This is a genomic window from Paenibacillus sp. FSL H7-0940 (assembly GCF_037979415.1).
Classification (GTDB): Bacteria; Bacillota; Bacilli; order Paenibacillales; family Paenibacillaceae; genus Paenibacillus; species Paenibacillus amylolyticus.
This window is the reverse complement of sequence record NZ_CP150280.1, coordinates 3933856-3953519: the sequence shown is the minus strand read 5'-3', so window position 1 is coordinate 3953519 and position 19664 is coordinate 3933856. Positions and strand designations below refer to the sequence as shown.

Annotated in this window: 23 protein-coding genes; all 23 read left to right on the top strand. The window is 38.6% G+C overall.

All coding sequences use genetic code 11. The features are described from left to right. The first annotated feature begins 153 nt into the window (after nucleotides 1-153). Entirely contained in the window at nucleotides 154-591 is a 438-nt protein-coding gene (locus tag MHB71_RS17550) for a phage integrase N-terminal SAM-like domain-containing protein (protein WP_340027116.1), read from the top strand. Nucleotides 592-623: 32 nt separating this feature from the next. Next, nucleotides 624-1268, top strand: coding sequence for a tyrosine-type recombinase/integrase (locus MHB71_RS17545; RefSeq protein ID WP_340027115.1), 645 nt, complete (start codon nucleotides 624-626; stop codon nucleotides 1266-1268). A gap of 169 nt (nucleotides 1269-1437) precedes the next feature. Continuing rightward, nucleotides 1438-2559 carry a hypothetical protein gene (locus MHB71_RS17540; protein WP_340027114.1) on the top strand — a complete coding sequence of 374 codons (1122 nt, stop codon included), beginning with the start codon at nucleotides 1438-1440 and terminating at the stop codon, nucleotides 2557-2559. Between the two features lie 166 nt (nucleotides 2560-2725). Continuing rightward, nucleotides 2726-3193, top strand: coding sequence for a hypothetical protein (locus tag MHB71_RS17535; RefSeq protein ID WP_340027113.1), 468 nt, complete (start codon nucleotides 2726-2728; stop codon nucleotides 3191-3193). Nucleotides 3194-3377: 184 nt separating this feature from the next. After that, entirely contained in the window at nucleotides 3378-4496 is a 1119-nt protein-coding gene (locus MHB71_RS17530; protein WP_340027112.1) for a DUF6602 domain-containing protein, read from the top strand. A 176-nt stretch (nucleotides 4497-4672) separates the two neighbouring features. Beyond that, nucleotides 4673-5647: a hypothetical protein gene (locus tag MHB71_RS17525; RefSeq protein WP_340027110.1), complete on the top strand. Its 975-nt coding sequence runs from the start codon at nucleotides 4673-4675 to the stop codon at nucleotides 5645-5647. Between the two features lie 213 nt (nucleotides 5648-5860). Continuing rightward, nucleotides 5861-6817 (top strand): hypothetical protein, encoded by a 957-nt coding sequence (locus MHB71_RS17520; protein WP_340027109.1) that lies wholly within the window; start codon nucleotides 5861-5863, stop codon nucleotides 6815-6817. An 836-nt stretch (nucleotides 6818-7653) separates the two neighbouring features. Beyond that, nucleotides 7654-8109, top strand: a complete 456-nt coding sequence (locus tag MHB71_RS17515) for a DUF3024 domain-containing protein (RefSeq protein ID WP_340027108.1) — start codon at nucleotides 7654-7656, stop codon at nucleotides 8107-8109. Nucleotides 8110-8248: 139 nt separating this feature from the next. Beyond that, nucleotides 8249-8893 (top strand): DUF3885 domain-containing protein, encoded by a 645-nt coding sequence (locus MHB71_RS17510; RefSeq protein WP_036610627.1) that lies wholly within the window; start codon nucleotides 8249-8251, stop codon nucleotides 8891-8893. A 115-nt stretch (nucleotides 8894-9008) separates the two neighbouring features. Beyond that, nucleotides 9009-9488 (top strand): hypothetical protein, encoded by a 480-nt coding sequence (locus tag MHB71_RS17505; RefSeq protein WP_036610624.1) that lies wholly within the window; start codon nucleotides 9009-9011, stop codon nucleotides 9486-9488. Between the two features lie 48 nt (nucleotides 9489-9536). After that, on the top strand, nucleotides 9537-10103 hold the full coding sequence (locus MHB71_RS17500; RefSeq protein ID WP_340027106.1) for a histidine phosphatase family protein: 567 nt from the start codon (nucleotides 9537-9539) through the stop codon (nucleotides 10101-10103). Nucleotides 10104-10190: 87 nt separating this feature from the next. Continuing rightward, entirely contained in the window at nucleotides 10191-10541 is a 351-nt protein-coding gene (locus MHB71_RS17495) for a hypothetical protein (RefSeq protein ID WP_340027105.1), read from the top strand. 46 nt (nucleotides 10542-10587) lie between these two features. Continuing rightward, entirely contained in the window at nucleotides 10588-11184 is a 597-nt protein-coding gene (locus MHB71_RS17490) for an AAA family ATPase (RefSeq protein ID WP_340027104.1), read from the top strand. A gap of 154 nt (nucleotides 11185-11338) precedes the next feature. Continuing rightward, nucleotides 11339-11848, top strand: coding sequence for a hypothetical protein (locus tag MHB71_RS17485; RefSeq protein ID WP_340027103.1), 510 nt, complete (start codon nucleotides 11339-11341; stop codon nucleotides 11846-11848). 180 nt (nucleotides 11849-12028) lie between these two features. Further along, complete coding sequence (locus tag MHB71_RS17480) at nucleotides 12029-12286, top strand: hypothetical protein (RefSeq protein WP_036669338.1); 258 nt, start codon at nucleotides 12029-12031, stop codon at nucleotides 12284-12286. After that, nucleotides 12276-12647 carry a retropepsin-like aspartic protease gene (locus tag MHB71_RS17475; protein WP_074094074.1) on the top strand — a complete coding sequence of 124 codons (372 nt, stop codon included), beginning with the start codon at nucleotides 12276-12278 and terminating at the stop codon, nucleotides 12645-12647. Before MHB71_RS17480 ends, MHB71_RS17475 begins: the two co-directional genes overlap by 11 nt. Nucleotides 12648-13056: 409 nt before the next feature. Beyond that, nucleotides 13057-14097, top strand: a complete 1041-nt coding sequence (locus MHB71_RS17470) for an iron-siderophore ABC transporter substrate-binding protein (RefSeq protein ID WP_340027102.1) — start codon at nucleotides 13057-13059, stop codon at nucleotides 14095-14097. 1 nt (nucleotide 14098) lies between these two features. Then, a complete protein-coding gene (locus tag MHB71_RS17465) occupies nucleotides 14099-14875 on the top strand; it encodes a (2Fe-2S)-binding protein (RefSeq protein WP_340027101.1) in 777 nt (258 codons plus the stop codon). Nucleotides 14876-14920: 45 nt separating this feature from the next. Next, the gene (locus tag MHB71_RS17460) at nucleotides 14921-16642 is read left to right on the top strand and encodes a helix-turn-helix domain-containing protein (protein ID WP_340027100.1); all 1722 of its coding nucleotides are present in this window, start codon (nucleotides 14921-14923) and stop codon (nucleotides 16640-16642) included. A gap of 330 nt (nucleotides 16643-16972) precedes the next feature. Further along, entirely contained in the window at nucleotides 16973-17578 is a 606-nt protein-coding gene (locus MHB71_RS17455) for an oxidoreductase (RefSeq protein WP_340027099.1), read from the top strand. A gap of 144 nt (nucleotides 17579-17722) precedes the next feature. Continuing rightward, nucleotides 17723-18214: a GNAT family N-acetyltransferase gene (locus tag MHB71_RS17450; RefSeq protein WP_340027098.1), complete on the top strand. Its 492-nt coding sequence runs from the start codon at nucleotides 17723-17725 to the stop codon at nucleotides 18212-18214. A 279-nt stretch (nucleotides 18215-18493) separates the two neighbouring features. Then, nucleotides 18494-19180, top strand: coding sequence for a hypothetical protein (locus MHB71_RS17445; protein WP_340027097.1), 687 nt, complete (start codon nucleotides 18494-18496; stop codon nucleotides 19178-19180). A gap of 131 nt (nucleotides 19181-19311) precedes the next feature. After that, nucleotides 19312-19620 carry a hypothetical protein gene (locus MHB71_RS17440; protein ID WP_340027096.1) on the top strand — a complete coding sequence of 103 codons (309 nt, stop codon included), beginning with the start codon at nucleotides 19312-19314 and terminating at the stop codon, nucleotides 19618-19620. Nucleotides 19621-19664 lie beyond the last annotated feature (44 nt).

Here is a 19664-nt window from a genome sequence, read left to right as displayed (position 1 = left end):
AAGTCGCGCTCCGTACTACTTTTTACAACAGCATATATGTTCCGAAAGCATCGGAAGGCCGTCTGATTCCCTAGGGGATGAAGAAGGGCCTTCCTTTTTGTTTTTCAGAATGATAGCAATAGCATAATCAATCCAATCGAAGGAGAGTTTCCTATGAATGAACATGCTACTACCACAGAGACGATTACCATAACAAAAGGTTCCGCTAAATTACTGCACATCTACATCCCGTATAACCCTGCATATATTGAGCGCATTCGTCGGATTAAGGGCAGAAGGTGGGAATCCAAACCAAAAGTGTGGATCATTCCTTACACCACAGCTGCTATACAGGAGTTCATGAATCAATTTGATTCAGAAGATGTCCAGATTGCCCCGGAGTTGTGGGTGGAAAGCGAGGATTTACAGCAATGGAAAACTAGCAAGGGAAGTAATGTATGGAGTAAAGAGTCACTTCAGAAGGCATTAACATTACGAGGATACAGCCGTAAAACGATCAAAGCCTATTGTAATCAGGTCGAACGTTTTCTAAAGAGCATTCCTCGTGAAAGTACAGATATGACTGCATCCAATGTGCAGACTTATTGCTAGGTTCGCTAGAGCAAGGGATCTCCCATTCAAGCGTGAATCAAACGATCAGCGCAATTCGCTTCTATTGCAAACATGTACTACATCATCCTACAGATATCCAGTATATTCGTCCCAAAAAGCAGATAAAATTACCTAAAGTCATGTCAGAAAAAGAAGTTGCTCAACTGCTCAAATCTGTTACCAATCTAAAGCATAAGACGATTCTGTTTCTTACGTATTCTTCTGGTCTTCGTGTTGGCGAAGTCGTTCGTCTTCAATGCAGCGATCTGGATATTGAGCGTCAGACACTTATTGTACGGCAGGGAAAAGGTCAGAAGGATCGGAGAACTCTTCTCTCTAACCTAGCTTGGGAAATTGTGCAGGAATACATTACGGAGTATAGACCCAATCGTTGGTTATTCCCGGGACAATCTTCGGATCGGCATCTTACCGAGCGCAGCGTACAGAAGGTTTTTGAAGAAGCTAGACAACGCGCAGGTATTGTAAAAAAGGTTAGTATTCATGCCTTAAGGCACTCCTTCGCTACACATTTACTGGAAAACGGAACAGACTTGCGCTACATTCAGGAGCTACTTGGTCATACGAGTGCACGAACAACTCAGCGATATACGCATGTGAGTATGAAAAATATTCAACGTATTCAGAGCCCGCTGGATCGTTTGGATCTGGGAGAGTGAGTTCTCCTATAAATCTACCTTTTTCACCAAATTCTTCTTCGCAAATACTACAGCATCGGTTATCATAGACGTAGTTCGGATATCATGCAGGATCTGTGGTATTTACGAAGTACATAAATTAGATGTTATGTGAAATCCCCTGAATATTAAAAAGGAGAATCAATAAATTATGATTAGGGTTTATTGTGATATTAAAGAATCAACAAAAGCTGAGATTAATAAGACAATAAATGATTATTTAGATTTACATATGGATTTCTATAGAAATCTTGGTCCAGAGGCGTTTTCTTCATTTTTTCCACAGTTTCTATGGGTAGAAAATGAAGAACTATGCATAAAGACTATGATTGAATTAGATCTTTGGACCTCTGATAATTATTTACACACTCTTAAACCGATTCATGAATTTGCTTTGTATATATTGTTGTGTGATTCAAAAGATAGAATTGAAGATATGGGAAGAGAAAAAAGTACAACAGATTTAGATTATGAAGTAGAACAAACAGATGACGAGTATATATTATCTGATTTGGATAATATGGATCTTTATCTTGAAATATTATTTCAAGATTATGATTTTTTGCGGGTCTCTGAGTATGTAAAATATTTTATACAGAATCCATTTGATTTCCAAGGTACATTTAATATGAATCTTACTGAATATGAAGATTTAATGCCAAATGATATAAGAAAAGAATTTAATGATCTTAAGCAATCAATTTATCCAACGGAAATTATAAAACAACACAGTAACGGAATAATAAGAGATATGAATGTGAAAGACTTTTTCTTACATATTGAAAAAATCATAGATTACTTTAGTCATTCTTTGACTTTAAAAGGCACTCACAAATTATTATGGAATGAGAATGGCCTTCCAAAGAAGGAAACAAGTGCTCAACAATTATTAGAAAGTATAAGTAGATTATATTGTGAAAGTAATAATATAGATATTACACCTGAGGCTGAAACAGGTAGAGAACCTGTTGATTTTAAGTTCTCATATGGGAATAAATTAAAGACAATTTTAGAGATAAAGAGAGGTTCTAATAAGCTAGAACACGGAATTGAAAAACAAACAGTACAATATATGTTGTCGGAGAAAGTTGAAACTGCATATTTTATCATAATTATCTTATTTGAAAACGAATTTAGGAAAGTTGATAGAATATTTGAGTTAGCAAAAACTATAGAGGTAAGATATAACTTAATAATCAGGCCGATAATTATTGATGCTAGAGCCTCAAAGTTATCAGCATCAAAGATTCAGAATGTTGAATCAGTGAAGTAGGGGGAATCACATAACATAATATTCACGCTGCGGGCATACGCCCTTGATTTAGCATTCGCCGGATACCCGACATATGTCGGGTCGTGAATACAGGAACGTTATAGGAAATCAGAAAACACATAAAGAAAACTTATTTTATTCAAGATTTTTTAAGGGAAGTGATTGAGTGAATAAAGACATTCTACTTGAGTGGGACAGTAAGCATAGTGCGATGAAGAACACGAAAGAAAACTATTGGAAAACCTATAGGAAGTGGCGTGACGAGAACAAAAGCGATTATCATGATACTTTCATGGGCAAATTATATGATGAATTTATAAGCATTGAAGAGCGAGCCATATACCTAAAATATAGTTTTAATACAACAGAAGCCGTAGTATTTTGCTCGATTAATATTTTTTACATAGAAGAGCACATAGGAACTTATGATATAGAGTTCTTTTTGAATGGTGAGATTGCTGATGATTATCTGGATTTTGGAGACGCATTACTTAAAGATCGGATCATTAAAGTAAAGCATAATTTGAAGACTGCAAGAAGCGCTATAAAACTAGGAATTGAAGTATCAGATATTTCGAAAATCACAGAAATTCCACTCAAATATATAGAAATATTAAAAGAAAAATATAGTTGATATAAAGGGAATGTTACAAGAGGGATAAGCAATTCAAAGAAGCTGCTGACATCCTATAACATAATATTCACGCTGCGGACATTCGTCCTTGGTCCGGCATTCGCCGGACACCCGACATACGTCGGGTCGTGAATAAAGGAACGTTAGCTGAAATCAGACTAGGGTATATTTAGGAGGAAAAAATATGATAGTAGATTCGTTAAAAGCAGCAGCCAAGAAGATGATGATTGACTTTGAAGATGTAACTTCAAAGATAGAACATAAAGGAGAACGTGGAAATAGCCGTGAAGAACTCTTATTAACTTATCTAAGAGGGTACTTCCCTAATAAATATCAAATATCCAAAGGAAGTATTATTGATATTAATGGTACACAAAGTAAACAACAAGATTTCATTATATATGATGCTTTTAATAGTCCAATTTTAATGAATATGGATTCAACTAAAATTATTCCTATTGAAAGCGTATATGCAACAATCGAAATTAAATCATCATTAAATAAATCAACTCTTCTTGAGAGTATTAATAATGTTAAAAGTGTAAGGATTTTACCTAAACATACTCTTAACCAATTTATGTCTCCTACAGCTGGTTTCATTTTTGCATTTACATCAGATACTTCACTTGAGACATTGGTAGATAATTTGTATGAATTTAATAAAGATGTACATTTTATGGAACAAGTGAGTGTAATATGTGTTTTAGATAAAGGATTAATAGTAAACATCGGAATTGAAGGTTTGGATTCTATACATCTTTTACCTTCAGAAAATACTGTACCAGCAATTATTCAAAATACTGTCGAACATAATTTATTATTTTTTTATTTGTTTATAATGCAATTTTTAAACAGTGTAATTGCTTCTCCACCAAATCTGATCAAGTATCTTGAGGTGGAAGGTCTTGCAAAATATAACTATACAATTGATGGAAAGTACCTTCCCGCAAATAGTACATATAATTTTGATGGAAGACAAATAGACATTAATGAAGCACAATTATTATTAAAAGATGTTGATAGAATGAAATATATTTTATCCGGTAAGGCAACTACAAAAGAAGTTATGGATTATTTTTCTGATAATCTTGAAAGAATGATTAGTATATCAGGCCTTTCAGATGAAAACATATTTAAGGTTAATGATAAGGAATATACTGCCGGATATCTTAGGGAATTGATAAAAATATATGGGAAAGTGAAAGAAGGGTTAAATGTTTCAGAAGCTGAATTAGAATTTTATAGTTTAGGAGAAGAAGACCTCATAACGCAGATTCGAAGAGGGAAGTCTGACATCAGCTAACAAAGTATCTTCGCCTCATAGCTGTCGCTCCTTGGTCTGCCAGAGGATATCGAGGAAGTAGAATCAGGCAGACAACCCTGCAAGGCTAAGTGGCGGAACCACAGCCGCTGCGCTCTTTTAAGCCTTTCGGGTTCGTAGATACCTGTGCAATTGAAAAAACTATAGGAGGAAAAGATATGGAAGAACAATTCAAACAACAATATGATAGTTTGTTATACAATTTTAACTGCTTGAAAGACGAAGCATTGTACATCATAAATAATACGCTTTTGAAGTCGCTTATTAAATTAAATAAGATTGATTCACGAATAAAGACCTTTGACTCGTTATTGGAAAAGGCTGAAAGGAAAGAAGTTAAAAACTCTATTCTAGAAATAAGGGATATTGTCGGTATAAGATTAGTTTGTTTATTTTTATCCGATATTGCTACGATAAAGGATATCATACACCGGGAGTTTATTGTTTTAGAAGAAGACGACAAAATAAATGGTAATGTAAAATATGAATTTGGGTATATGTCACTTCACTATATTGTAAAAATAAAAGATTCATATACAGGACCAAGATACGATGGGATCAAAGACATTGTATTTGAAGTTCAAATTAGAACAATGGCTATGGATGCATGGGCGAATATTTCACATTATTTGGACTATAAGACTGAAAAGGATGTTCCAGAAGAACTGAAGCGGGATTTTTATGCATTAAGTGGGTTGTTTTATGTAGCAGACAAGCATTTTGAAATGTTTTATAAGTCTAGGGAGAGTAACATTGAGCAAATTGAGGAAAGTATTGGGCAAAAAAAGAATTATCATCAATCTATAAATATCGACACATTAACAACCTATTTACATACAAAAATGGAAGATAGAGAAAGGAGTACTTCTAGTGCGATATCCGAACTAGTTAATGAATTAATATCAGTAGGTTACGAGAAATTGGATCAGCTTGATGAAGTACTTGATAAGACTTACAACGTATTTTTATTATATGAGAAAGAAAGGCCTCCTCATACAGAAAAAGGTGGCAAATTTGCCGAAGTTGGTGTTGTAAGAGTTTCATTGGAAATTGCAGATGAAAATTTTTATCAGATCAGAAATGAAGGCAGTGACGGTAGTAGCATAAGTAAGTATAGGGAAATGCTTAATTAAGCAATTTCGAAGAAGTTGCAACAGCACATAACATCATATCCACGCATCGAAGCCTGATGGCTCCTCGGTCCGCGAGAAGCAATCCGCAAGGAAGTAGATTCAGCGGACACATCCACATCGCGGCCGGCTGCTGGCGCAGTCTTAAATTGTTGGGACGTCGTGGATACAGTAACGTTATCGGAAAATCCTCAGAAAATCTTTAAGGAGAAGAGTATGAAAGATATTTTAGAACTACTAAAAAATATAAATAAAAGAATTTATCTATTTTTTTTATTCATAGTTATTCTGCTTAATTTTGGTATATGGAAAGCACTTAAAACAAATAAAGAGTTCATAATAAAAACTGGTAATTTGTTATTGGGAAGTGCGTGGAGTTTCGTGTTTGTAATTGTACTAATAATAAGTGTCTTGCTCTTAATGAAAAAGAGTGATCGAGAATCAAATAAGTATGTTCATGAACATTTATTTCAACCTAGCAAGTATGAAACGGATGGAAATATTGTTAATGCTAGTTTTATTAAGGCATATAAAAATAAAGGGTCTAACGAAATTGTTGGATCAATTAAGGTGAAGATCAATAACTTATCGGAAGATAAGATTGATTTAATTAAAGGTCGAGTTTTTTTTTATAAAGAAAAAACTCGAATGAAGAGAATAGACTTTGAAATTGTTGATCTAAATGCAGGTTTTAGTGAATTAATTTTCTTCAGTCATGTTAACGACGATATTAACTATTTGTTGGATTGGGAATTCTTCGAACTAAGTATTATTGAGTTGAAAAGAAATCAATCAGTTGTGACTAATAAGACATATAGAAGTGAAACTTTGTATAAAACGAATTATTTCATTTTAAACATTGATAAGTTTTTAGATTATAGAATTCTTGGAATTAGGTTGAAATATAACTTGGCATGGATAAAACGAAAATTAAGAACGGAAATAATACCAAGAATTACTTTTCTATATAAAAGAAAAACTTATTATTTAAATAGTAAGCCACCATTTTTAAAAGAACTATTTGCTTTATTACAAAGATTTATTGCATTTACCATTGTATATGCTTGTGTAATTTTCTTTATAATTTTAATAATCTATGCATTATACGACATATATAGCTTTATAAATAATATGATTAAGTTGTGGGTCCCTATTGTAGCTGCAAAGATATAGACTTATAAGTTATTCGTGAAGTCTGGGGACATTCGATAACATCATATCCACGCATCGGGCCTTATGGCCCTCGGTCCGCTGGAAGCAATCGACAGAGAAGTGGAACAAGCGGACACATCCGCACCGACTAAGGGCATCGCGCCCGGCGACTTAGTCGCCTTTAGTCGATGGGGCGTCATGGATACAGAAGCGTTATCCAAAACCTCATATAAAAGAGTGTATTGAATACAAAGGAGAAGATAAATGAAAGATGATGGGAAGAAGAAATATATAAATATACTCTGGATGTCCTTGTTAATCATAGCTTTACTTCCATTTTTAATAGTACATTTGATTTTTAGAAATGAGATTTATTCTTCACTTTCTAATGGAGAGTGGGGAAGAATTCTTAGGAAGTTACCTGGGAGGCATAATTAGTGGAATCGGAACTATAGCAACTGTTTGGGTAACAACGAAAGAAACAAGAGCTATACAGGTATTCGCCAGACACTCAGCATATGCTGAGTCGTGAATACAGGAACGTTATACGACAGACTCAAATGAGAAGACAGCCGTTTAGCTCTCAACTATAAAATATATTTAGTTCATACTATGTTATTGAAGAGTATACTTTAACCCTTGTAAGTAGATTTCAGGTTCTGATATTGTATGAATAGAAATGTCTGCGTCATCATAAAGAAATAGAGCGCTACGACGATGAAGTCGCGGCGCTTTTTTGCCTGTATCACGGCAACTATCATGATGCACGAAGTGTTGCCATTACGGAAATGTGGTTCTGATGGCGGCATGAGCACCGCGCTAATGTACGTGGTGCAAATCCAAGAGGTGCTGCCCCGTTGGGAGCAGCACCTCACCCTTACGCGGCTTGCCATTGCACAAGCCGCGTCCCGTTTTACCTTTCACAAGCCAAACAACATGATATAATCAAAGCAAAACAGATCAAGGCAGGGGAGTTCGAGAGCATGGATGATTTTACGAAGAAGCGGATTCAGAAGATTATGGACCATTACACCGAGAATGCTGTACCCGAGCATGTGAAAAGTCAGATGAAGATTAGTTATAAAATCAGAGGTAACCATGTGACATTGATTGAAGAAAGACAAGCCTTTCAAAGCGATAAATGGGTACAATTGCCGGTAGCACAATTCAGAATGGATGAGAAGGTATGGAAAGTGTATTGGCAGGACAGTAAAGGAAAGTGGCATTACATCGATGATATCGATCCGAACGAAGATTTTGAAACACAGCTCAAGATCGTGGACGAAGGTCATAACGGAATGTTCTGGGGTTAATTTTTCTGAAAAGGCGTTGGGGGGGGGAAGTAACCCAATTAATATTAAAAGATCTGAATATCAAACCGCAAACCTTTGAAGAGACGGATACCTTCTTTAAGCTGGCGCTCATCTTTAAAGTGAATTTGGAGGCCACAGAATGGACCTGAAGACGTATCTCGCAGAGCATTTTCCAAACCTGACCTTAGAACCGCCTCTTTTTTATAATTGGGATGTTGCAATACGATTCGAACTTGGTAATCTTCTGATGTTTGGAACGAATACGGAGCATTACATGGAACAAGTGTATCATCGATCAGTTGAACTATTTAAGGCTCTTCATGATCAAGAAGATGAAATCCTATTAATAACTCAAGCTTATTTTGCAGATAAGGCTAAACACAAAGTGAAGAAATTGAACCTGTACAGAAAATATATCAAGAAGAAAGGGCCGATTAGAGCCTTAAGACTTGAGATATTTCCAGGTTTGGATTGTGAACCGGATGACATCCTAGACCCAAGGAACAACATGTATAGGTACTGGACTAAATGTAGAGTTGAGGACTTGAAATATAATCAGTTAATCAAAGCTATATGTAATCATGATGTTGGAATTAAGCCAAAGATTTATCATAGGGTGTACATCATTAATATAAGTCAGAAAACGATATTTCATATCTATGATGATAGAGGTTGCGATGTTATTTCAGCATCAAGACAAGCACTAACGGATATCTATACAGAATATAACGATTGGATTTTAGATTATGATCGAGACAGAATTAACAATGTATTTCTAGGATAATGGGGTGGATGTTCCAAGACAGTTCTCGGATGTTGATTGAGCAGGGATTATGTATTATTTGAAATACAGGTTTGGAAAAAACTATAAGAGTGTTCCGATGTAAGGAGTATGGATTATGGATAAAAAAGAGAAGAAGATTATTATTGCTATAATTGTACTTGCTGTAGTTGTATTAGGAGTTATATGGTACCTAAAAGTAGGCTATCTATTAAAGAAACCGGAGATGCCCGAAGCAAATATTGCAATTCAGACCCAAATGGTGGATGGTGGTGCGATCAGTTTACGAAATGCTGATTACACGGAAAATCAAATCAAGATTGGATATGAAGTGAAAGGGTTTAGTTTGGAGGAATATAATATTGCTTGTGAGCTTTATCGTGACGGACATTTGATTTCAACTTCTGGCTCAACAGGTGGAGGTTTGATAGAACTGGACGAAAAGCATTATTACTTCATTGGTTATGAGAATATAACTGAAATGAATCTGCCTGAATCTATACATCTAAACGTGGAGATTAAAGTGATACCCAATGATTTTAGACAAAAATCGATAACTTCAACATTTGACGTTAGTCTTGATAAAGAAGTGAAATAGATTAAAGAGGGCAGTAAATTTTGATAGAAGAAATTCAAGGAGGGTCCTATGAAGACCATCGTTTATATGGTAAGGCATGGGGAGTCACCGTATACGGAAGGAACGGAAAGAACGAGGGGGCTTACTCTGGAGGGCAAGATGAATACAGAACGAATAACGGAAATATTAACGAATGAAGGAATACATTCCATTGTCTCAAGTCCTTATGCCAGGGCTATTCTGACCTTAGAGGGTGCTGCAGCAGCGTTAGAATTAGATATTCAGATCATGGAGGATCTGCGGGAAAGACATTTTTCAGATAATATGATTGCGGATGAAGAGTTCGAGCCTGCTTCGAAGAAGATGTTTGATGACCCGGATTATGCATTGCCAGGAGGCGAGTCGAACACGGTTTGCCAGAATAGAGCAGTGGGCGTGTTGAAACAGATTTTAGAAGAATACAAGGGTAAAAAAGTGGCGATCGGCACACACGGACATGTAATGACGTTGATGATGAATTACTTTGATTCGAGTTACGGATTGGATTTTATGAATCAAACCAAGAAACCGGACATTTATCGATTAGAATTTGACGAGATGGAATTAGAGAACGTGACAAGGCTATGGAGCGAATAGGGTGAAAGTGAATAGGCGATAACGCTTGTTCATAATTTTGGTTACAGGTAAAGTATAGATATAATTGAATTTTAAGGGGTGACTCCAATGACGTTACAAAACTTGTTTCATCAAAAACCAACGAAGTTATGGAATGAAAGAATGATTGAAGGCGGAGATGAGCTCTTCACAGAAGAGAGATTACTCAAGTCTGATCAAGCCCTGGATACATATTTACACCAATTAATAGCATTACAAGAACCGAAAGATTCTGAGCGCATGATGAAGGCTGTAGAAGAAGTTGTGCTTAGGTTTAATGAAATGAATGAGGCCAATGGTTACTTTATTGAGACGATGGAACGTGAAGAATTGGCTGATTTTATAGACAAGGCGGCTAGGCTGGCTGGGTTAGACATCCAGGAGGATGAAGATATTACGGAAGAATGGAGAGAGTGGTAATTCGGCAGAACAGTGTTTTCCAATTTTATAGATAAGGGTGATGAATGTGGAACGAGGACTCATTATATTTTTGAACGGAACATCAAGTTCGGGGAAGACGAGCATTGCGATGGAAATGAAAAATCAGGGAGACATTCCGTTTCACCATCTATCTGTAGATCAATTTCTGCATAATTATGATCAGTTTATCGATACTACATATCCAGATATGAAACCAACAAGAGAAGTAGAGCACCATGTGATGACAGATATCCTGTTCGACCCGATCAATTCGATGTACTGTGCAACCATTAAACTGTTTTCGGAAATGGGTTTGAATGTCATCGTGGATACGGTCATCAGCAATGACAAGTGGTTTAATGATTTTTATGATTTACTATCGGATTATCCGATATTGTTTGTAGGTGTGCAGTGCTCGAAAGAGGAACTCACCAGAAGAGAGCAGAGCAGGGGAGATCGCGAGATTGGACTTGCCCATTCCCAGTTCGACTACATCTACTCCTATGATGAATATGACCTGGAAGTAAATACGGAAGAGCTTAGCTCAGTTGCATGTGCGGAAAAGATATTAAGTTATATGAAGTCTGATCAGGAATACATGGCATTAAGGAAGCTAAGCAGAAGAGAGGTAAAAACACCGTAAAAGAAATGAATTCAAGACCAAGGCTGGTAAGGTGGTCAAAAATTGGAGATGGAGGATTAGACCTCAAGACAAAGTCTGTATTTTGCAAACAAATTTGGATATAGTTCGCTTGAAGTAGTTTATAATCAGATTAAGGAGCAAGGAGGAGTCGAGCATGATTATTTTCAAAGCAACCCAACTCACATTAAAAGATCTTCATGCCAAACCGGAAACCATCCAAGACAGCAATGCCTTCTTTAGTTGGCATGTAAACTTCTTCACGTTGTATGGCAGAAAACACTATGTTTTTATGAATGATTTGTCCAGATTAAGCTTAACGGTCAATGGGATTAGAGCAAATCAGGCGAGTAAACTGGCAGGAATCTTTAAAAAGAATTTAGAGGACTATTTGGCCGTTGAGAAGCTTCCTGATCACCTGGTGAACTATTATTTGGAAAAATGTAACGAGAGCACGATCACCAAAACGGATAGTCGAAGTGTTATAAGTACCATGAATGAAATCATGCTTGTGATGAAGACGCTTGAAGTTGAAGATAATGATTTTCGTGATAAAGATGAACGCCATATGTGGAATAATAGATCTATGTATAAACCCATCGACTATAAAGAACCCATTGAGGTATTTGTTAAAGAGCTTCAAACACGGTTTGAAATGGAGAGTTAGAGAAACTGGATTTTCATCGGAGACCTCTGATGCCAGTAACAGTATAAGATGGATTATGGTGTGTTATTCCAGCAAACCACATCTGATCAAGTCAGATGTCATGAATACGGTGAAATGAGATCAGGAGATATGTTAAAATTACAGAAAGTAGAACTAACTCAATAACAGGAGGTAGAACACATGAAATGGCAAGAAGTTAGAGAACTGTTCCCTGACCAATTTGTTCTGGTTTCTATCATTCATTATCATGAGGAAGACAACAAAAAAATAGTAGATGAAGTTGCACCAATCCGAACCATATCAGAACGAGATGTAAATAAAGAGTTTTTTCAAGTAGAGCCTGGTAACGTCGTGTATCATACTTCAAATCAAGACTTTGTGATCAATCTTCGCAGAGATCCATTAATGAGAGTGAGACGTAATACGAATGAAAATTAACTATGATGGTCAGTTAATTACAACTTCACTCACCGTTACATTTAGAGGCAGAGTATTAAGAATAGATGATGTAATTATAGATACAGGATCCTCACATACGATCATTAGTCCTGATGTTTTAGAGGAAATCGGTGTGACCTATGAAACCGGCGATTCGATATATGAAGCATACGGGATTGGAGGAAGTATTCCTTTCTACACCAAAGTCATGGACAGGATTGAAATAGGAACAAAAAGCATTGGGAATATAGAAATAGATGTAGGCATATTACCTAAAGAACATAAAGGGCTTCTCGGATTGGATATTCTGAAACAACAAAATTTTATAATTGATCTGAAAACATTAGAATTACATTATTGAAAATAAAATTGTAGTAATGAATGAGACCTATCTATAGTGCGTTTCGGATAATAAGATACATATACAAGTGGTTTTTACCTAACAAATTTTGTTGGGTTTTTTTGTTCTAGATCCTACGCGCTTTTCAACAGTTGAATTATGCTCTTATCCCATTACTCTAATCCGTAACCAACACTAAACATAAGCACGATTCGCTGCCATGAAACCGATTGCCCGTTCTCCGGTTTGAGCACAAGAAGCATGGTTTATTTTCTTCCAAGAAGCTATTGCCTTTCTCCGCACCATGTCGCATTAGTCCGGCTCAAATGTCGCAAAAGTACATGGTAACGCGATGCGTAGATCGTATATACTCTCTTTATGTTTCGATAATGAAAATCATTATCAGTATTATACATAAGGGGGATTCATCATGAATCAAGGAACAAAGAGGCAGGCTGCCGGAAGCAAGGCATATGCTGCTCACAAATCACGATTATTCATGGGCTTGATGTTGGCCCTTATTCTTGTCCTGACGGCTTGCGGTGCCGCAACAGGTACAGATAGCGGTAAACAATCTGGGGCAACGCCAGCGGAGACAGCTGCGAATGCGGAAACGCAGACGGACGGAGCTTTTCCCGTAACGATCACACACATGAAGGGTGAGCTGACGCTAAACGAAAAACCACAGAGAATTGCAGTCCTTGATGTTAAGTTTCTGGATCAAATGTTAGCGGTTGGTGAGAAGCCGGCTGGCAGTGTTATCGCTGGAGGTAACACCGATTATCCAGAATACTTAGGCGATCAGCCGAGTGATGTACAGGTTCTGGGTACACGGGACGAGCCTAATCTGGAAGCGATTGTAGCCTTGGACCCGGATCTGATTATTATGACGGATTTCCAGGAGAAGCAGTATGAGAGTGTAAGCAAAATTGCACCTACTCTCGTACTGGACTTCTACGAAGACTGGCGTGATACGTTAGCCACAGTTGCTAAGATTACAGACAAGCAGGACGAGGCGGAGAAAGTGCGCACAGCATATGAAGAGAAAGTTGCTGGACTGAAGGCGAAGCTTTCAGAGAAAATGGGAGATGAAACGGTAGCTCTTATTCGTCCGAGAAAAGAAGGCATTCGTGTTCATGGGATCGAGCATCGCACAGGCGGCATTCTGTATCAGGATTTGGGTTTGAAAATGCCTGAACTCGTTAAGGAAATCAAGGATGATACCTCCGTTGAGATCTCGATGGAGAAAGTCCCTGATATTAAGGCAGATCGTTATTTTGTGCTGTCGGATGAGCTGTTTGCGGCAGAGGCAGAGGCTATGTTAAGTAATCCCGTGTGGAAGTCCCTTGATGCTGTGAAAAATAACCGCACGTATGACGTTAACTCAACATTGTGGATTGCATATTACGGACCTCTTGCGATTAATCTTATTGTAGATCAGGCATCGGAAGCCCTGCTCGGATCGAATTAATATGAACCCATATCTCTCGACAGACTTATGGAAAGAGACAGTGGAGGATTATTCGATCTTGCTTGGTGAGCCGCCTGAACATAGTGTCCGTACCATTGCTCTAGGTGAGTTGCATGACGAAGCGGCATGCCGAGAGTATATCAGTTGGTTTCAGGAGTACATCGATGCCCCTGACATGAAGGTTGCCGCTTCGATGTTAGCCAAACGGATTGGTTATCTGTGGACCGCTCCGCTGGTGACCGCGATGACTTTTCATCATCAGCATGTTTCGTTTCAGCTGGAGAACAGCTTTCTCTATCATCCGGCGCTCTCAGATCATGAGGGAGGCACACGATTTCCTTTTCTAGCGGTGAATGGACTTCAGGCTGAAGGACTAACGGGAGACAGGGGAGTATGGCGGGAAAAGGTGCTCGAGGAGATGTTTGCGGTACAGCTTACACCCCTGTTAAAGACGCTTGCTGCAATTGCACCACTTTCGATGAGTATTCTCTGGGAGAATATCATGGTACGCATAGGCCGACTATTCGCTCCTGATGAAGCCGAGACTGAGCAGGAAAGTAAGATCATTCAAGAGGACTTTTCATATCTGACGCAGGTGGCATCCGGGGAAGTGTTTGGTGAGAGGAAGAATCCGTTAACCCGCTTCACCGTTTGTAAGGACAATGTGCATATTGTCAAAAGCGAGCGAATTACCTGCTGTTTCTATTATCAGATGTCAGGCGAATATTGTCTCAAATGTCCGAAAATTGACAATGAGAAAGAATCTCAACTAAAATGACAACAGCAACAAATTTACCTTTGCTATTGTCAGGAGATGAGAAAAATGCCGCTGCAAGAACAGACAAGTCTATGGAGTGATACGGCGATCAAGATGCTTGACGGGTATAGCGGTACTTTGCAGACAGGTAGCGTTTTACACGAAACGGATTTAACTTCAAATGTGCTGCTGCTGGCATATGGAGGGGAAGGGGAGCTTGCAATGGATGGCGAGGGTTGCCACATTGGAGCTTCTTTTGCCTGTCATGTGGTGAAGGGATCATCCTTTACGCTGACGGCCAGATCAGAGGACATTCATTATATTGTCATTATGTACAAGGCTTCTTCCATAGAGGGTGCCTCACTTGTTGTACCTTCATATCGCAAGCATCCGCTGCGCAGGTCATTTGTTCAAAACTCGGCAACCCATGCGGAATGGATCGAAAACGCCGAAAAAATCGTTGCCAAATGGCGCCGCGGTGAAGGACTGGAACGTTTCTATGCCAACGCTTTGCTCCAAGGAATGATCTACGAGCTGATCATGGAGTATGAACGTGGTCAAGGGGGAGCGGAGTCCGACATGGTGGATGTAGTCGCTTCTTATATCACATCGCACTATCGTCAAAACTTGGAGCTAAAAGAGCTGGCAGCCCTGGCGGGCTGTAGTGTAAGACAGCTGCAGCGCCGCTTCAAACAGGAGAAGCAGCTCGGACCGATGGAATACGTTATTCAGCTGCGTATGGAAAGTGCCTCACGCATGCTGCGTCATACGGATGCTTCCATCGGTGAAATTGCGGACAAAATGGGCTATCGCGATATGTATTACTTCAGCAGAGCATTTAAAAAATATAATGGCGTCCCACCGCTACATTACCGGCATGCCGCCGCTTCGAGAAGAGATGCGGACTATGCGAATGCCTTGCTGCAAAATCGTACAGCTTCTTCCTATGAATCAGCCGAAGGCCCGGTCATCTGCCATATGCGCGGGGAGTACACCGTCACCGAGATACCACAGCGTATCGCTGTCCTCGATGTGCAATATGCTGATCATTTGCTTGGACTGGGCTTGTCTCCGGTAGGAAGTGTCGGACTAGGAAGTACCGTGTTAACGTTCCCTCAATCACTCCGGGCAGGACTCCAGCCTACAGCATTACTTGGTACGTATGAATACCCCGATCTTCCGGCGGTAGAGCGACTTGCACCGGATCTGATTATCTGCACCGAGGTTCATGAGCAGTATCTTGAACGGTTAGGTAGGATCGCTCCAGTGCTGATGTTCAAGCGTAATGAAAACTGGCAGACCATCCTGAGTCTATTCGGTGAACTGACAGACAAGCGAGCCGAGGCTAAGCAGATTATCGCGGATTATCATCGCCGAACAGCTTTGCTGTCCGAGGAATTGTCCTCTGTACTGGCAGGGAAAAGTGTGGCATTGATTCGTCCACTGGATTCCCTCGTGCGCGTCCATTCTGCTGCTCATCGCACAGGCGCTGTGCTGTACCGTGATCTGGGTCTGCCCGTTCCGTTGTTTGTAGCAGATACCGCCGACACGGCCTATCATATCTCGGTTGAGAGATTACCGGCAGTACAAGCTAGCCACTACTTTTTACTGAGTAATGAGCTTATGCAGGATGGGATATCTGCGACAGAGCAACGTGTCTGGGGGATGCTTGATGCGGATGAGCGACAGCAAATACACTCGGTAGATGCTGCAACATGGATCGGCTGTTATGGGCCGACAGGTATTAATGGGATAGTGGATCAGATTGAACAGGCGTTGTTGGCTTGATAGGTAGTTGTTGGCGCTAGCCCGCTTGCAGCGAAAGTTGGTACGCTCTACCTTTTTTAAAGTTGATATGTTCCAAATGCATCGGAAGGTCGTCGGATTCCCCATGGGATAAAGAAGGGCCTTTTTGTTTTATTACTATACGGAAGGTTCCAATGCATACTGGTATCCTGTACAACCCTGCATATATTCAGCGTATTCAAAGCCCATTGGATCGATTGGATAAGGGGTTGAGAAAACTAATAAATCTCCCTTATTCGCCAATTTCCTTTCGCAATTGTAACAATATGGGTTATCATATACGTAGTTCAGGCACTATTAGGAGGGGATTCATTGAAAAAAAATATAGCAATAATCATACTAATGGTTGGATTGGTAATAAGCATGTACTTCAACTATCAATCCAAAGCGTACAAAGATAATCAAGAAGTTGAATACACGGTTAAACTAAATCATGGAACTCAAATGGGTATAAAAGAATCAATCTTTAATTTAGATAATGTGATAAAAAGCTTAGAGGACGGCTCTTCCAAGGAAACAGTCATACATGCCTTAGGAAATGTGGCGGTATCTTTGAAAGTTGGTGAAGAATCATTTGTCTTTCTGAATTCCGACTTCAGGGAAGATCAATTATCATCAACTTATTTAATCTATAATGTGTTTAGAGATATGTATACGTATATAAGAGTAGAAATCATAGACCAAATTCTATCGAATATGATATCGCTAGAAAAAGAATCGAGAAATCAACTGATTAAGGATATTGGAGTGCTTAAACAAGATTTGGAGTATATTGATAGTCAATTTAACGAGGATATTCTGAAAGAACAAAGTCCTAAGTGGATTGAAAACAAATGGAAAGAGTTAATTGGAGAGATTGTAAATCGAAATACGGATTATAAGTTATATGAAAGAATGAAAACGAAATACAATTTATAATGAGTTCGTGAGAGACTATGGATATAGGCGGATAACCCCGCACCAACTAACTGTGCTCATGCAGCCGCACCCTTTCGGGTGCTTTTAAGCCGGTGGTGGGTTAGCATCTACGAAACGACATCAAACCATAAGGAGGCCAATTACGTGATTAGATTGTGTAAAAGCATGGATACGGATGTAATGTATCAGATTATTAATGATGCAGCAAAGGCATACAAAGGAGTAATTCCTGACGATAGGTATCATGAACCTTATATGACATTGGAAGAGCTAAAGTGCGAAATGAACGATGGTGTAGTATTTTGGGGGTTTGAAGAAAAAAATCAATTATTAGGAGTTATGGGAATTCAAGATAAGGGTGATGTATGTTTAATTAGACACGCATATGTACGAACAAACCAACGGAATAGCGGAATAGGGACGAAGCTTTTATCTCATATGGTGGCTTTAACAAATAAACCCATCTTAATAGGGACATGGGACTCAGCTGAATGGGCTAAGAAATTTTACTTAAAGAATGGTTTTAAACTGGTATCACCTGATGAGAAGAAAAAGCTATTAAATACCTATTGGAATGTTCCAGAAAGACAAATTGAGACCTCTGTAGTCTTATGCGATAGCAAGAGGGATACTTGACAAAATTACCAGAATATACAATTTAAAATTAAATTAGAAGTGGTTTCTTATAATATCATATTCCCGCGTAGGGGCTTGCGCCCCTTGATCTGCCCGTAATATTTCTGTGAAATGATAAGCAGGTACATCCATTCCCTAAGATAAGGGCTATCTAAAGGGCCGTCGTGATGCTGGAACATTCCAAAAATTAATAAATCAAAATTTGAAAAGAGGTTTTTTCCTAAAAGCGCTTATGTTTAGTTCTGGACGCTTAAGTGAAAGACTATAAGGAGGGACATAATGAAGCTTTTTTGTGGAAAAGAAGCCTTAATTCAAGGGACTGATCTTATAAAGCCTTTAATATATACGCCTCTTGGAACAATTGAACTCTCTCTTGTTGTCTCCAGCGAATGTTATCTTCCTACTCACTGTTCTCAGCTCAAACATGGCGGATTGCTCTACCAATATTACTACGACTCGTTTGATTGCGAGTTAGTGCTCTGTAATCTGAACCACAATCTTTCTTCACCTCAGGAAGTAGACGAATGCTGGGGAGCCGTATTTAGAATCAAACCCAATGCATATCATCAGATAAGCACTTGTAGCTTTTCTGCTTTGTGGAAAGAGGGATACAGCTGGGAAGATTACGGATCTGACACGGGAGAAAATCTTGAAGCTGTCGAATATGAGAATGAACAGTATTGCTTACACATAGGAACCCAAGAAGAACCACTGATAATGGGAAAAAGAAAACAAGGTGATAGGACTCCTAAATCTCTTGCTTTGAACTTTGCTTTTGAGAAGTGTAGTTTTGTCTTACATTCTGATCAAGGCATTGAAGTATCTATGACAGAGATTAATTCCCACCAGATATGCCAAGTACATTTTTTAATAGCTTGGAAGAGAAAAATAGAAGAGGATATTTCTACTTGGTTAGCTGTAGACCAGACTACGAAAGAAATCTTAAAGGGAGAAGATATTTGGTAAACGATAAACGAAAAAAGTCTATAAGGACCAAGAGATACAACTTTGAGCAAGTGGTGGAAGAGTTGTAGTACTTTACATAAAAATAGAGGATGAATTTTGATATACGTCTAAGGTAGAAGGAGAGGATGTAATTGAACAACATAAACTCTCATAATTGCAATCTAAATATAAGATATGACCTGCCTGATGAGGTGTGGGCTAAAGTTTCTAAAGTATATGAGCGGATGCCAGGGTGGATTGGTTATAAAAGTGGAATTCCATATTGGTTTGGAACTGAAGGGGATGATGTTTTCATTGAAGCATCCGTTGAGCCTAGTGGATTATCATTTTATGCACAGATGAATAGCGATGTGTGGATGTCTTGGATAGAAACATTTAAGTTGGAAGCGACAAAAGTGTTGGGTTTTGATGTTGGTGAACCTGAAGATGGATATATGTGATGAATGAACGAGGGTGTGAGATTCATGGGCAGTGAATACCGCCG

Excerpts from the sequence above, each read along its gene's own strand:
- MHB71_RS17460 (WP_340027100.1), top strand. The coding sequence starts at position 14,921 with ATGCCGCTGCAAGAACAGACAAGTCTATGGAGTGATACGGCGATCAAG.
- MHB71_RS17485 (WP_340027103.1), top strand. The coding sequence starts at position 11,339 with ATGATTATTTTCAAAGCAACCCAACTCACATTAAAAGATCTTCATGCC.
- MHB71_RS17510 (WP_036610627.1), top strand. The coding sequence starts at position 8,249 with ATGGACCTGAAGACGTATCTCGCAGAGCATTTTCCAAACCTGACCTTA.
- MHB71_RS17475 (WP_074094074.1), top strand. The coding sequence starts at position 12,276 with ATGAAAATTAACTATGATGGTCAGTTAATTACAACTTCACTCACCGTT.
- MHB71_RS17445 (WP_340027097.1), top strand. The coding sequence starts at position 18,494 with ATGAAGCTTTTTTGTGGAAAAGAAGCCTTAATTCAAGGGACTGATCTT.
- MHB71_RS17520 (WP_340027109.1), top strand. The coding sequence starts at position 5,861 with ATGAAAGATATTTTAGAACTACTAAAAAATATAAATAAAAGAATTTAT.
- MHB71_RS17530 (WP_340027112.1), top strand. The coding sequence starts at position 3,378 with ATGATAGTAGATTCGTTAAAAGCAGCAGCCAAGAAGATGATGATTGAC.
- MHB71_RS17505 (WP_036610624.1), top strand. The coding sequence starts at position 9,009 with ATGGATAAAAAAGAGAAGAAGATTATTATTGCTATAATTGTACTTGCT.
- MHB71_RS17480 (WP_036669338.1), top strand. The coding sequence starts at position 12,029 with ATGAAATGGCAAGAAGTTAGAGAACTGTTCCCTGACCAATTTGTTCTG.
- MHB71_RS17500 (WP_340027106.1), top strand. The coding sequence starts at position 9,537 with ATGAAGACCATCGTTTATATGGTAAGGCATGGGGAGTCACCGTATACG.
- MHB71_RS17540 (WP_340027114.1), top strand. The coding sequence starts at position 1,438 with ATGATTAGGGTTTATTGTGATATTAAAGAATCAACAAAAGCTGAGATT.
- MHB71_RS17525 (WP_340027110.1), top strand. The coding sequence starts at position 4,673 with ATGGAAGAACAATTCAAACAACAATATGATAGTTTGTTATACAATTTT.
- MHB71_RS17550 (WP_340027116.1), top strand. The coding sequence starts at position 154 with ATGAATGAACATGCTACTACCACAGAGACGATTACCATAACAAAAGGT.
- MHB71_RS17495 (WP_340027105.1), top strand. The coding sequence starts at position 10,191 with ATGACGTTACAAAACTTGTTTCATCAAAAACCAACGAAGTTATGGAAT.
- MHB71_RS17470 (WP_340027102.1), top strand. The coding sequence starts at position 13,057 with ATGAATCAAGGAACAAAGAGGCAGGCTGCCGGAAGCAAGGCATATGCT.
- MHB71_RS17465 (WP_340027101.1), top strand. The coding sequence starts at position 14,099 with ATGAACCCATATCTCTCGACAGACTTATGGAAAGAGACAGTGGAGGAT.